Origin of the sequence: Burkholderia cepacia (genome assembly GCF_001039005.1) — a bacterium.
Classification (GTDB): domain Bacteria; phylum Pseudomonadota; class Gammaproteobacteria; order Burkholderiales; family Burkholderiaceae; genus Burkholderia; species Burkholderia theae.
Genome location: NZ_LDWR01000005.1, coordinates 147,861 through 161,973 on the forward strand (window position 1 = coordinate 147,861; position 14,113 = coordinate 161,973).

7 protein-coding genes are annotated in these 14,113 nt (G+C 69.3%); 5 read left to right on the plus strand and 2 right to left on the minus strand.

Annotated features, from left to right (window positions below; all coding sequences use genetic code 11):
- Nucleotides 1–92: 92 nt before the first annotated feature.
- Nucleotides 93–2,333 (minus strand): carbohydrate-binding protein, encoded by a 2,241-nt coding sequence (locus VL15_RS02510; protein WP_230684305.1) that lies wholly within the window; start codon nt 2,331–2,333, stop codon nt 93–95.
- 143 nt (nt 2,334–2,476) lie between these two features.
- A complete protein-coding gene (gene glnE, locus VL15_RS02515; RefSeq protein WP_048242936.1) occupies nt 2,477–5,266 on the minus strand; it encodes a bifunctional [glutamate--ammonia ligase]-adenylyl-L-tyrosine phosphorylase/[glutamate--ammonia-ligase] adenylyltransferase in 2,790 nt (929 codons plus the stop codon).
- A 230-nt stretch (nt 5,267–5,496) separates the two neighbouring features.
- On the opposite strand from glnE, the gene VL15_RS02520 reads away from it, so the two are divergent.
- The 5 genes from VL15_RS02520 to VL15_RS02540 all read left to right on the plus strand — a co-directional run bounded on the left by VL15_RS02520 (nt 5,497) and on the right by VL15_RS02540 (nt 14,017).
- Nucleotides 5,497–9,696 carry a YhdP family protein gene (locus VL15_RS02520; protein WP_048242937.1) on the plus strand — a complete coding sequence of 1,400 codons (4,200 nt, stop codon included), beginning with the start codon at nt 5,497–5,499 and terminating at the stop codon, nt 9,694–9,696.
- Between the two features lie 63 nt (nt 9,697–9,759).
- Nucleotides 9,760–10,587: a carbon-nitrogen hydrolase family protein gene (locus tag VL15_RS02525; protein ID WP_048242938.1), complete on the plus strand. Its 828-nt coding sequence runs from the start codon at nt 9,760–9,762 to the stop codon at nt 10,585–10,587.
- Between the two features lie 85 nt (nt 10,588–10,672).
- Nucleotides 10,673–12,139, plus strand: a complete 1,467-nt coding sequence (tldD, locus tag VL15_RS02530; protein ID WP_048242939.1) for a metalloprotease TldD — start codon at nt 10,673–10,675, stop codon at nt 12,137–12,139.
- Between the two features lie 445 nt (nt 12,140–12,584).
- A complete protein-coding gene (gene aroG / locus VL15_RS02535) occupies nt 12,585–13,658 on the plus strand; it encodes a 3-deoxy-7-phosphoheptulonate synthase AroG (RefSeq protein ID WP_048242940.1) in 1,074 nt (357 codons plus the stop codon).
- Nucleotides 13,659–13,747: 89 nt separating this feature from the next.
- Nucleotides 13,748–14,017 (plus strand): type II toxin-antitoxin system Phd/YefM family antitoxin, encoded by a 270-nt coding sequence (locus tag VL15_RS02540; protein ID WP_048242941.1) that lies wholly within the window; start codon nt 13,748–13,750, stop codon nt 14,015–14,017.
- The last annotated feature ends 96 nt before the right edge of the window (nt 14,018–14,113 follow it).

A 14,113-nucleotide genomic window follows, 5' to 3' on the forward strand; every position in this document is an offset into this window, starting at 1 on the left:
ACTCGCCCGATTCATCCGGCCGGACCCGGCCCTCGCATGCGGCCCCACGCGCCGCATCGAGCCATCATCGCGCCCGCCGTGCCGCCCGCGCGTCAAGCCTTGCACTGCTCGTGCATGTTGGCCGCGCCGACCGGGCGCCACGCGGCCCACTCGCCGCCCGTGCCGGGCACGTCGCCCAGCACCCACCAGCCGTTGGCCCAGACCTTGCCCGCATGGCTGACCTTCTGGCACGGCTGCGCATAGGTCTGCCTGGGATCCCACGCGGCCACGCCCTCGCCGACCGATGCGTGCACGGTCACGCGGTGGGTCGCGTCGGACGTGCGGCCCAGCGCATCGGTCACCACCAGCCTGAAGTCGTAGCGCCGCGCATCCGCCGCGGTCGGCGCGGTGAACGTCGCGACCGCGCCGGTCTGCACGAGCGGCACGCCGGCCGGCCCCGTCCACGCATAGCTCAACCCCTTGCCCGTCGACGACTCGCCGGACAACGCGACGCTCGCGCCGCCGTCGGCCGACGCCGGTCCGCCGATCGCCGCGCGCGGCGGCGCGACGACCTCCTGCGCCTTCACCTTGACGACGTGCGTCGCCTGCGCGGTGTAGTCGTGGTCGTTGGCGACGGTCAAGCGAAACGCGTAGTCACGGTCCTGCTCGAGCGCCGGCGCGACGAAGCGCAACTCGGCGCCGGCCGGCTTCGCGTCGATGCCGGCCAGCGCGCTCCATGCGTAGCGCAGATGCTCGCCGCCCGACGACGCGCCCGACAGCACGACCCGCGCGCCCGCGTCCGCCTGCTGCGGGCCCGTGACCACCGCGTTCGGCAGCAGCAGGCCGTCGTTCCTCACCTCGATCACCGCGCCGTCCGGCCCGACCGATTTCACGGTGACGAGCTTGCCCGACAGCGCATCGTGCAGCGTGTGCCCGGGCATCAGCGGCGCGTCCTTCATGCCGTCCGCGCTGCCGGGCATCGCATCGACCAGCGTGTTCGTCAGCACGTTGCCGCCGTGCGCAACGGTCCGCACGATCACGCCGTTGACGAACGGATCGCCCGCCTTCCAGTCGTCGAAACCGCGCAGCGGCTGGCGGAACTCGAACCACAGCGTCGAGCCGTCGGTGCGCGCGACCCGGTACGCTTTCGCGCCCAGCGCATCGCCCCACAGCGGGGCAAGCCGATAGGTGCCGTCAGCGCGAATCTCCGGTACGTCGGCTTCGCCGAGCCAGCCGGCGAACAGCTGGTAGCTCGCCGGATACAGGCGCCGACCGCCGCCCCCCATCGTGTCGGACGGATCGTCGACCTTGCCGGCGCGGCATGCGCCGCCGACCTCGACCGTGCCGCCCGGCGTCGGACAATCGACGAGCGAGCCCGGATGCTTCGCGCCGAGGTTGTGGCCGAACTCGTGCGACCACATCCAGTAACCGTGGCCGCTCGCGTTCGACAGGATCCAGTTGCCCGGCGTCGCGGCGAGGCCGCTCCAGCCACAGTTGCTCATTTTCGGCAGGTCGACGAACAGGTAGTCGAATTGGTCCGGATTCACGCCACGTGCGAGCGCCGCTTTGCGCGCGGCCGTGCGGATCGCGCCCGAATCGCAGGTTGCCGGCCGGTCGCCGAGATTGATGCTGTCGAGCGTTTCGCCGTGAACCGTCAGCTTGCCGCGCGACGCGACCTCGAGATAACGACGCAGCGACGCGTAGTCGTCGCCATCGCCGAACACGGCCTTGCGCACGACGTCGGCATCGGCCGGTTTCGAGTCGTTGAAGTGCGTGACCATCAGCAGCACGGATTTATCGCCGGCAAGCGGCCGGGTCGGCAGCGGTTGCGGCAGCGGATAGGTGAACGTCGACGCCGGGGTGAAGCCCGTGCCGGGACGCATCGCCACGTCGCGGTTGTCGGCCGACGCGCTCAGCACTTCGGTTCGGCCCAGATCGCCGCGATACTTGTTGCGCAGCACGATCCGGCCGTCGAGGCCGGCGCTGACCTGCCAGGCGCGCATCGACGTGTAGCCGTCTCCGTTGCAGCTCCCCAGCGCGACCCGGCCCGCGTCACCGTCCGAGTGGGTGCGCAGACAGCGATCGCCTCCCTGCGCGATCGCCGCCCGGTTGCGGATTAGCTGATAACCGCCGCTCTGCTTCTGAAACTGCCAGTCCTGCGCCGCACTGCCATCGCACGCGGCGAAGGCGACCGCGTCGCCGCCCGGTTGCCACGCGAGGCACTGGCCTTCGCCGAGCAACCGGTTCGTGAGCGGGGTCGGCGCCGCATCGGCGGCGTGGGCGGCAACGGAGAAAAGTCCCGTGACGGCCGCGGACAGCGCCGTCGTGACAAGTGAATGGCGGATCGGTTTCAAAATAGGCTCGAGATCGCTTCGTGCACACGCGGTGCCGGTTGAACGGAAAGCCGCATTTTTTCGATGCCGGCCGTTCCGCGCAAACAATCTCAATCGAATCTCAACGCCTCGGGTGCGCGGCCCGGACGGCCCGCGCGCCGCCGTCACGCGCCGCCGAACACCCGCTCCCACAACGCCGTCACCGCGGCCCGCTCGCCGGCGACCGTTGCCGGATCGACCCGCGCCTTCTCCATCCCGTCGAGCCGCAGCTTGTGCTGCAGCTTCCGGTACTTGCGGTAGGCCGCGCCAACCTGCTCGGCCTCGTCCTCGCCCATCAGCCCGAAGCGCGCGACCTCGCGCAGCAGCGCGATGTTGCCGGTATTGCGGATCAGCTCGGCGTCGCTCGACGCGTGCAGCAGCACCCAGTACTGGACGATGAACTCGATGTCGACCATCCCGCCGCGATCGTGCTTCAGGTCGAACAGCTCGGTCTGGTTCGGGTGACCGGCAAACACCTTGCCGCGCATGTCGACGATCTCCTTCGCGAGTACGCCCCCGTCGCGCGGCGTCGTCAGCACCTGATGGCGAATCGCCTCGAAGTCCGCGCCGATCTGCGCGTCGCCCGCGCTGTAGCGGGCGCGCGTCAGTGCCTGGTGCTCCCACACCCACGCGGTATTCGCGGCATCGCCCTCGCGCAGTTGGTAACGGCGGAACGCGTCGAGATCGGTGACGAGCAGCCCGGCCTCGCCGTTCGGCCGCAGGCGCAGGTCGATGTCGAACAGCGCGCCCGCACCGGTCGCCGTCGTGAGCCACGTGATGAGCCGCCGCGTGAAGGTCGTGTAGACGTCCGCCGAGCGCTCGTCGGGGTCGTCGTACAGGAAGATCAGGTCGAGATCGGATGCATAACCAAGCTCCTTGCCGCCCAGCTTGCCGTACGCGATCACCGCGAACTTCGGCACGTCGCGATGGCGCTTCGCGAGCTGCGACCAGACGACTTCGATCGTCACGTCGAGCACCGCATCGGCCAGCTCGGACAGCCGGTCGCTCACATGCTCGACCGACAGTTGCCCGGCGAGATCGATCAGCAGGATCCGGAACACCTCCGCGTGCTGCGCGTGCCGCAGCAGGTCCATTTGCTGCTCGGGGCCATCGGCTGCCGCAAGGCGCGCCCGCAGCGCATCCTTGAACGCGGGCCAGTCGAACGGGCTCGCGATCGCCTCGTCGTCGAGCAGTTCGTCGAGCAGCTGCGGGTGGCGGATCAGGTAGCCGCCGCCCCAGCGCGTCGCGCCGAGCACCGACAGCACGCGGTCGAGCGCGGCCGGATATTCGGTCAGCAGCGCGAGATAGACGCCGCGCCGGCTGACCGTCTCCAACAAGTCGAACAGGCGCACGATCGTGTCGTCGCGGCGCGCGGCGTCGATCCGCGGCGCGGCGTCGAGCGCCCGCTGCGCGACGCTGTCGAAGCGCTGCCGGCTCTTTTCCGGCAGGCCCATGTAGCGCGACGATTGCCAGATCGCGCGCAGCCGCGCGAGCACGGTGGCCGGATCGGCAAAGCCGAGGCCGTCGAGGCGCGCGACCAGCGCGTCGTCCTCGCCGTCGTCGGCCAGCGCACCGCTCCAGATCCACGAAGCCGCCGTATCGTCGCCCGCCGCGCAGGGGCCGCCGCCCACCTTGTCCGCGAAGATCTGGCGGAACTGCGCCTCGACGAAGGTCCGGTGGTCATCCAGCACCGTCATCAGCGCCGCATAGTCGGCAAAACCGAGCGACGCGGCCAGCGCCGCGCGTTCGTCGGGCTCGACCGGCATCGCGTGCGTCTGCGCGTCGTTGCGGTATTGCAGCCGGTGCTCGAGCGTGCGCAGGAAGTTGTAAGCGTCGGTCAGGCGCGCGCGCACGTCCTCGCCGATCAGCCCGCGCGCCTGCGCATGGCGCAGCACCGCGAGCGTCGGCCGCACGCGGAACTCCGCATCCTGGCCGCCGCGGATCAGCTGGAACACCTGCGCGCTGAATTCGATTTCGCGGATCCCGCCGCGCCCGAGCTTGATGTCGTCGGCCTTGTCGGGCCGCATCGACGCGCGGCGCGCGGCTTCCTGCCGGATCTGCTGGTGCAGCGAACGGATCGCGCCGATCACGCCAAAATCGAGATAGCGGCGGTACACGAACGGCTTGACGATCGACTCGAGCTGCGACTCGAGCCGCTGCGCCGCGTCGCTGTCGCCTTCCGATACGAGCCGCCCCTTGATCCATGCATAGCGCTCCCACTCGCGCCCCTGCACGTAGAAATATTCCTCGAGCATCCCGAGGCTGCAGACGAGCGGCCCGGAATCGCCGTTCGGACGCAGCCGCATGTCGACGCGAAACACGTAGCCGTCGGCGGTGACCTCGGACATCACGCCGATCAGGCGCCGGCCGAGCCGCGTGAAGTATTCCTGCGTGGACAGCGGCGCGCGCGCGCCGCCGGTCGTCTCGCCGTCGTCCTCGTAGACGAAGATCAGGTCGATGTCCGACGACACGTTCAGTTCCCGGCCGCCGAGCTTGCCCATCCCGACCACGCCGAGCACGACGCGCTGGCCGTCGGCGCCGCGCGGCTCGCCGTACAGCGCCTCGAGTTCGGCCGACAGCAGCGCGAGCGAGCGCTGCACGGCCACTTCGGCGAGATCGGTCATCGTGCCGGTCACCTCGGCGACGTCCGCCTGCCCGCGCAGGTCGCGCTCCGCGACCGCGCCGAACGCCTCGGCGCGCAGTTGCCGCAGCGCGCGCTTCAGTTGCTCCTCGGTCGGCGCTGCCGCGCCGGCCGGCATCGCGAGCAGTTCGGTGAGGCGCGCGTCGAGCTGCGCGCGGGCGAGCGGCGCGGCGGCCCACTCGGCGACCTGTTCGGCCAGCGCGGGCCGCGCGGCGGCCGCGCGCGCGAGATAACGGGAATAGGACGTGCTGATCAGGGCGGAAGCGTCGGTCATCGAGAAGCGGGCCTGGCGGTAAGGCCGGCCGGCGCGGGCAAACGCGTGCGCGCGCCGCTGCCGACAGGCCCCATGGACTCGGCGCGGCATCGCGGGACGCACGTGCGTCCGTCGCGAAACCGCGCGCCGGAAAGCCCGTGCCGCACTGCCGCAACGGCCGCCGGCACGAACCCGTGTGATACATTTCAACGTCAGTCTGCAAAACTACCATATCGCCGCCCGTCCGCCGCATGTCCGACCGTCAGGAATCCGCCGTAGCAGCGCCCGAAGCGGGACCTCCGAAGCACGATCATCCGGTCCTGCGTCGCGTGTTCAAGGTGACGCTGGCAGTCGGGATCGGCACCTACTTCGTTGCGTCCGGCGCGTTCCTGGGGCTGCGCTATGTGCTGCTGCCCCGCATCGACGAATTCCGCCCGCGCATCGAGCGCCTCGTGTCCGACAAGCTCCACGCGCAGCTTTCGATCGGCAAGCTTTCCCCGAACTGGTCCGGCATGCAGCCGGGCGTCGAACTCACGAACCTGACGATCCGTGGCCGTGACGGCAAGATCGCGCTGTCGGTGCCGCATGCGACCGCCGCGCTGTCGTGGATGTCGCTGCTGCGGCTGTCGCCCGCGCTGTCGAGCCTGATCGTCGACCAGCCCGACCTCGTCGTCGCGCGCGCCGCCGACGGCTCGCTGAGCATCGCGGGCGTCGGCGTCGCGACCACCCACGGCGGCAACGACACGTTCGGCACCTGGCTGCTGAAACAGGAAGCGATCGTGCTGCGCGGCGGCACGCTGCGCTGGCGCGACGCGCAGCACGACGCGCCGGAGCTCGTGCTGTCGGGCATCCGGATCGCGGTGCTCAACAACGGCCGCGTACACCGGGCCGCACTGCAGGCGCCCGCGAACGGCACGCTGTTGCTCGGCCCGCTCGATTTCCGCGCGCGCTTCACGCACAAGGCGCTCGCGCCGGTCGGCAAGCCGTCCAACTGGACCGGCGACGCGTACCTGTCGACCGGCCCCGTCGATCTGCAGACGCTCGCCCGTTACCTCGACATACCGCTCACGATCCATGCCGGCCGGATCGACAACGCGATCTGGGCGACCTTCCGCGACGGCCGGCTGCGCTCGGCGGGCGGCGACCTGCAGGGCGCCGACGTCACGCTGCGCGTGCGGCCGACGCAGCCGCGGCTCGACGTGCCGGTGGTCGGATTCGGCTGGGACATGGCGATGGACACGGGGCGCGACTACACGCTGCACCTGTCGCGCTTCCACGCGGAACTCGGCCAGCCGCCGCTCGACGACGGCACGCCGCTCGCCCGCTCGCTCGCGCTGTCGACGCTGACGGCCCGTTACCGCGTGCCGACGGCGACCCAGGGGCAACTGATCAGCGTCGTCGGCGATCGCGTCGATCTCGGCATCCTCAGCGAATTCATTCGCGGCCTGCCGCTGCCTGCACGCCTGCGCAACGAACTGATCAAGATCGACCCGCGCGGGATGATGTCGAACTACCAGATCGAAGTCGAGCGCGCGAAACCCGCGCGAGCCGATCTCGCGGAAGAGGAGCGCCGCACCGGCGCCGCGCCGATCGTCCGCTACCGCTTCCTCGGCGACCTGCAGGGCCTCAGCTTCGCCGCGCAGGAGCCGCCGCCTGGCCTGTCGCCGCGCGGCCACCCGCGCGCCGGCTGGCCGGGCATCGAGAACCTGTGGGGCCGCGTCGACGCGAGCGAGACGGGCGGCACCGCGCATTTCGACACGGTCAACGCGGCCGTCACGGTGCCCGGCGAGTTCGACGAGCCGCGCCTGACGTTCGACCGGCTGCGCGGCAACGTCAAATGGGCGATCACGCCCGCGCCCGCCGACAAGCACGCGCGCGTCGACGTGACGCTGCCCGACCTGCTCGTCTCGAACCCCGATGCCGAAATCGCGGTGTCGGGCTCGTACACGAACCCCGGCCACGGCCGCGGCTCGCTCGACCTGCGCGCCGAGTTCGCACGCGCGTCGGTGGCGCGCATTCCGCGCTACCTGCCGACCGGGATGTCCGAGCACCTGCGCGACTATCTCGGCCATGCGCTGCAGGACGGCACGGTGACCAAGGGCGCGTCGATCGTCGCCCGCGGCCCGCTCGAGAAATTCCCGTTCGAACACGAGCCGAACGCCGGCGTGTTCCACATCGTCGCGCCATTCACCGGCGGCCGCTTCGAGCCGACGCCGTACCCGCCGCGCAAGCTCGCCAACGGCACGCCGAGCGTCTGGCCGGCGCTCGACGGGATCGACGGCAAGTTCGAACTCGCGCAGAACAAGCTGCGCTTCGACATCGACCGCGCGCACTACAAGCGCGTCGCGTTGACGAAGGTCGCCGGCCGCATCGACGATCTCGGCAACCCGACCCACTCGCCGCTCGTCATCGACGGCCATGCGCAGGGCCCGCTCGCCGACCTGATCGACTACGCGGACAACAGCTCGCTCGGCACGATGAGCGGGCATATCGGCCAGCGGATCGATGCGCAGGGGCCGGCGTCGCTCGGGCTCAAGATCACGATTCCGCAGCACGTCGCGCATCCGCATACGCACATCGAAGGGGCGCTCGCGTTCGGCGGCAACACGCTGTCGACCAGCGGCGTGCCGCCGCTGTCGGCGCTGCGCGGCAGCGTCCGGTTCACCGAGGCCGGCGCGTCGCTGCACGACCTGTCGGGGCGCTTCCTCGGCGGCCCGGTGCACGCGAACGGCAACTTCCAGTCGCACGGCCCGTACACGGTGGACGTCGACGGCCGGCTCGCACTCGACGCCGCGCGCGGCCTGAACCTGCACGGCCCGGCCGCCGCGCTGCTCGAGCACGTGGTCGGCGACGCACCGTACAAGCTCGCCGTGCGCGGCGCGCCGGGCCGCCTGCCCGACATCAGCGCGCATTCCGACCTGACGGGCGTCGCACTGAATTTCCCGGCACCGTTCGCGAAGCCGGCCGGCACGCCGATGCCGTTCAGCTTCACGCTGCAGCCGGCGCCGCAGGCGGACGGCAAGCGCCTCGAACACGCCGACCTGACGCTCGGCCCCGTGTCCGCGACCTACCTGCTCGACGCGACGCGCGGCCAGCCGCTGCGCGCGGTGCGCGGCGCGATGGGCATCCACCGGATGCCCGACATGCCGCAGGACGGCGTGAGCGCAGCCGTCGACGTCGACGAACTGGACGCCGACGCGTGGCTCGCGCTCGCCCACACGCTGCAGCCCGCGACGCCGCGCGCGCCGGAGCCGCCGGCCGCGCCGCGCGTCGATTTCGCAAGCTTCGCGCCGAAGCGTTTCGCGTTCCACTTCGGCACGCTGAAGCTGCTCAAGCGCAACTGGGAAAACGTGATCGTCGGCGCGTCGCACATCGACGAGCTGTGGCAGGCGAACATCGCGTCGAACCAGGTGTCGGGCTACCTGTCGTGGGCGCCGGGCGGCGGCCACAACGGCGCGGGCGTGCTGAACGCGCGGCTCGCGAAGCTCGTGATCCCGGACAGCGCGCAGCACGACCTCGTCGGCCGCGCGATGAACCTGCCGACGCCGACCGACCGCCCGATGCCGTCGATCGACCTGATCGTCGATCAAGTGGTCGCGCGCAATCACGACATCGGCCGTCTGGTCGTCAACGCGCGCAACATCGACGAGGACGGCACGCCCGTGTGGCAGCTCGACAAGCTGGAACTGTCGAACCCGGCCGCGAAGCTGACGGCGACCGGCAACTGGCGCACGTCGCGCCGCGCGCTCGCCCGCGGCGCCGACGAAAACGACGCGCCGCGCCGCACCGTATTCGACTTCAAGCTCGACATCGACAACGCGGGCGCGCTGCTCGACCGCGTCGGCCTGCCGCGCACGCTCGCGGGCGGTCACGGCACGGTCACGGGCAAGGTCGGCTGGCGCGGCGGTCCGACCGCGCTCGACTTCCCGTCGCTCGGCGGCCAGGTCGCGCTCGACCTCGAACACGGGCAGATCCTGAAAGTCGATCCGGGTGCGGCGAAACTCCTCGGCGTGCTGAGCCTGCAAAGCCTCGCGCGCTTCCTGACGCTGAATTTCCGCGACGTGGTCGGCAAGGGGCTGCCGTTCGACAAGATCACGGGCACCGGCCGGATCTCGAACGGGATCGCGCGCACCGACGACTTCTCGATGACGACGGCGCCCGCAAACGTGACGGTACGCGGCGCGGTCGACCTCGGCCACGAGACGCAGGACCTGCACGCGCACGTCGCACCGAAGATCGGCGCCGGCACGGCGGCGATCGCGGCCGCGATCATCAATCCGCTGCTCGGCGTCGGCGTACTGGCCGCGAACTACGCGCTGTCGGAGACGCTGTCGCACGCGTTCGCGCTCGACTACGCGATCACGGGTTCGTGGGCGCACCCGCACATCGAGCGGGTGCGGAGCGATCAGGGTAAGATAAATCACGGTCCCGCCGATGCGGTGAACCATTGAGCCGCGCGTCGAACCGCGCACGGTGCCGGGCCGCACCCCATTTATGACGCAACCGATCCCGCGATGACCGACCACACCCGTTCCGCTACACCCTTTCGGGTTGCCGCGCTGCAGATGGTGAGCACGCCGGACGTCGCGCGCAATCTCGCCGAAGCCCGCCGCCTGATCGCGGAAGCGGCCGGCGAAGGCGCGCAGCTCGTGCTGCTGCCCGAGTATTTCTGCTTCATGGGCCACCGCGACACCGACAAGCTCGCGCTCGCCGAGCCCTACCAGGACGGCCCGATCCAGCGCTTCCTCGCGGACACCGCGCGGCGCCACGGCATCTGGGTGATCGGCGGCACGCTGCCGCTGAAGGCCCCCGAGCCCGATCGCGTGCTGAACACGACGCTCGTGTTCGATCCGTCCGGCAACGAGGCCGCGCGCTACGACAAGATCCACCTGTTCAACTTCGAGAAAGGCGACGAGTCGTTCGACGAGGCGCGCACGATCCGTGCGGGCGATACGGTCGTCGCGTTCGACGCGCCGTTCGGGCGGGTCGGCCTGTCGGTCTGTTACGATCTGCGCTTTCCGGAGCTGTATCGCAGGATGGGCGACTGCGCGATGATCGTCGTACCGTCGGCGTTTACGTATACGACGGGCCGCGCGCACTGGGAAACGCTGCTGCGCGCGCGGGCCGTCGAGAACCAGTGCTACGTGCTCGCGGCCGCGCAGGGTGGCAAGCACGAGAACGGCCGGCGCACCTGGGGCCACAGCATGCTGATCGATCCGTGGGGCGAGATCGTCGCGGTCCGCGACGTGGGCGCGAGCGTCGTGCTCGGCGCGATCGATCCGCAGCGCATCGCCGACGTGCGCCAGAGCCTGCCCGCGTGGCGGCACCGCGTGCTGACCTGAATCCGCTTCGCCGCTTGAAACACCGCGCGGCCAACCCATCTGCCCAGAAGCACCCGACAACTTTTTGAGAAACCCCGATATCCGCATGAACATCATCGAACCCGGCATCCGCAACCTCGCGCTGGCGAAGGACATCCTGCTCACGCCGTACGGCCTCGACGAAAGCCTGCTCACGCGCACGATCGCCGACATCTTCACGCATCGCGTCGACTATGCCGACCTGTACTTCCAGGCGACCCGCAGCGAAGCGTGGAGCCTCGAGGAAGGCATCGTCAAGTCGGGCAGCTTCAGCATCGACCAGGGCGTCGGCGTGCGCGCGGTCGCGGGCGACCGCACCGCTTTTGCGTACTCGGACGACCTGTCGCCCGAAGCGATCGCGCAGGCCGCTGCCGCCACCAAGGCGATCGCGGCGGCCGGCGGCGGCCGGCAGAAGATCAAGGCCGCGACGTCGCTGAAGGGCATCTCCGGTCGCGACCTGTACCTGCCGTCCGATCCGCTCGCGTCGCTCGATGCGACGGCCAAGGTCAAGCTGCTCGAGCGCATCGAACAGATGGCGCGCGGGCGCGACCCGCGTGTCACGCAGGTGATGGCGGGCCTCGCCGGCGAATACGACGTCGTGCTCGTCGCGCGCAGCGACGGCGCGCTCGCGGCCGACATCCGCCCGCTCGTGCGCGTGTCGGTCACGGTGATCGCCGAGCAGAACGGCCGCCGCGAGATCGGCTCCGGCGGCGGCGGCGGCCGCTTCGACTACGGTTACTTCACCGATGAAGTCCTGTCGCGCTACGTCGACGACGCCGTGCACGCGGCGCTCGTCAATCTCGACGCACGCCCCGCGCCGGCCGGCGCGATGACGGTCGTGCTCGGGCCGGGCTGGCCGGGCGTGCTGCTGCACGAGGCGATCGGCCACGGCCTCGAAGGCGATTTCAACCGCAAGGGTTCGTCGGCATTCGCCGGCCGGATCGGCGAGCGGGTCGCGGCCAAGGGCGTGACCGTCGTCGACGACGGCACGCTGCCGAACCGCCGCGGGTCGCTGAACATCGACGACGAAGGCAACCCGACGCAGTGCACGACGCTGATCGAGGACGGCATCCTGAAGGGCTACATCCAGGACACGCTGAACGCGCGCCTGATGAAGATGCCGGTCACGGGCAACGCGCGGCGCGAGTCGTATGCGGCGCTGCCGATGCCGCGCATGACGAACACGTACATGCTGAACGGCGACAAGGATCCGCAGGAAATCATCGCGTCGGTGAAGAACGGCCTGTACGCGGTGAACTTCGGCGGCGGCCAGGTCGACATCACGAACGGCAAGTTCGTGTTCTCGGCGTCCGAGGCGTACATGATCGAGAACGGCAAGATCACCTACCCGGTGAAGGGCGCGACGCTGATCGGCAGCGGCCCGGAATCGCTGAAGTACGTGAGCATGATCGGCAACGACATGTCGCTCGACACGGGCGTCGGCGTGTGCGGCAAGGAAGGCCAGAGCGTGCCGGTCGGCGTCGGCCAGCCGACCCTGCGGATCGACAAGATGACGGTTGGCGGTACGGCATAACCGCATCGCGGCGCAGACAATCCGCGCATTTTGAAGAAAACGCGCGGATTTTCCGCATTTTTGACGTTTCCCGGTTGCCAGCCGCACGGCGACGGGGTATAAATTCCGAATCAACTTTTTTTGACGAACCGAATCCCCGTCATGTCCGCCAAGTTTTACTTTTACTTTTTTTGGTATCTCAGACCGCTGGCGGATCGAGAGGGTTGATGGCGCGTAAAGCGCAACCGAAATTCCCGAAAAAACCGCCGGCGAACCCGGCGGTTTTTTTTCGCCCTTCGCCACCCGGTCGCCGCCGCAGCGTCCCGCGGCCCCGACCGACACCACTGAATCGCTTGAATTGATGAATCTGCCGCACGCGCACTGACCGAACGGCGCCCTCAACCGCTTTGCATGGGACCGGAGTAACCGCTAAAGCGCTAACTCCGGTCGACATAGGAGAAACAGCATGCCCCCGCACAATACCGACGACGTCCGCATTCGCGAACTCAAGGAACTGACGCCGCCCGCCCACCTGATCCGCGAATTCGCGTGCTCCGAAGCCGCGTCCGAGCTGATCTACAACTCGCGCCAGTCGATGCACCGCATCCTGCACGGGATGGACGATCGGCTGATCGTCGTGGTCGGGCCGTGCTCGATCCATGATACGAAGGCGGCGATCGAGTACGCGGGCCGGCTCGTGAAGGAGCGCGAGCGCTTCAAGGGCGAACTGGAGATCGTGATGCGCGTGTACTTCGAGAAGCCGCGCACGACGGTCGGCTGGAAGGGGCTGATCAACGATCCGCACCTCGACAACAGCTTCAAGATCAACGAAGGGCTGCGCACCGCGCGCGAGCTGCTGCTGCAGATCAACGAGATGGGGCTGCCGGCCGCGACCGAATACCTTGACATGATCAGCCCGCAGTACATCGCCGACCTGATCTCGTGGGGCGCGATCGGCGCGCGCACGACCGAGTCGCAGGTGCACCGCGAGCTCGCATCGGGGCTGTCGTGCCCGGTCGGCTTCAAGAACGGCACCGACGGCAACGTGAAGATCGCGGTCGACGCGATCAAGGCCGCATCGCAGCCGCACCATTTCCTGTCGGTGACGAAGGGTGGCCATTCGGCGATCGTGTCGACGGCCGGCAACGAGGACTGCCACGTGATCCTGCGCGGCGGCAAGGCGCCGAACTACGACGCGGACAGCGTGAACGCCGCCTGCGCGGACATCGGCAAGGCCGGCCTCGCCGCGCGCCTGATGATCGACGCGAGCCACGCGAACAGCTCGAAGAAGCACGAGAACCAGATCCCCGTCTGTGCGGACATCGGCCGCCAGATCGCGGCCGGCGACGCGCGCATCGTCGGCGTGATGATCGAGTCGCACCTCGTCGAAGGCCGTCAGGACCTGAAGGAAGGCTGCCCGCTGACCTATGGCCAGAGCATCACCGACGCGTGCATCGCCTGGGACGACAGCGTGAAGGTGCTCGAAGGCCTCGTGGAATCGGTCAAGGCGCGCCGCGTGACGCGCGGCAGCGGCAACTGACTGGCACGAGCAGGCTGAATCGCCATGGCCCCCGCCTGCCGGCGGGCACGGCGTTCGGTTCTGCCAGGCGAGCTAACCGGGAGTCGATCATGCCGACCGTCAACATGCACGACGCCAAGTCACGGCTCGCAAGCCTTGTCGATGCGCTCGAATTGGGACACGAATCGGAAGTCGTGATTACCCGCAACGGTCATCCGGTCGCCCGGATTGTCCCGTATGCACCGTCGAAGCGGATCGGTGCAGCGCGTCAGTTGCTTGCCGGGTTGAACATTCCGGCAACGGTCGAGGCATTCAATGCCGGTGACGAAGCGATCATCGCCGACTTCGATGCCAGCGGGGAACGGGGGCTCGCTCCGTGAAACTGCTGATGCTGTGCACCTGACGCAATTCGCGCGACATCGCTGGCCTCAAAACCAAAGCCCGGCTCGCGCCGTAATGCCGTTCAGTTAATGTTC

Coding starts and splice junctions, on each gene's coding strand:
- VL15_RS02540 (WP_048242941.1), top strand. CDS start 13,748: ATGCCGACCGTCAACATGCACGACGCCAAGTCACGGCTCGCAAGCCTT.
- VL15_RS02525 (WP_048242938.1), top strand. CDS start 9,760: ATGACCGACCACACCCGTTCCGCTACACCCTTTCGGGTTGCCGCGCTG.
- VL15_RS02520 (WP_048242937.1), top strand. CDS start 5,497: ATGTCCGACCGTCAGGAATCCGCCGTAGCAGCGCCCGAAGCGGGACCT.
- glnE (WP_048242936.1), bottom strand. CDS start 5,266: ATGACCGACGCTTCCGCCCTGATCAGCACGTCCTATTCCCGTTATCTC.
- aroG (WP_048242940.1), top strand. CDS start 12,585: ATGCCCCCGCACAATACCGACGACGTCCGCATTCGCGAACTCAAGGAA.
- tldD (WP_048242939.1), top strand. CDS start 10,673: ATGAACATCATCGAACCCGGCATCCGCAACCTCGCGCTGGCGAAGGAC.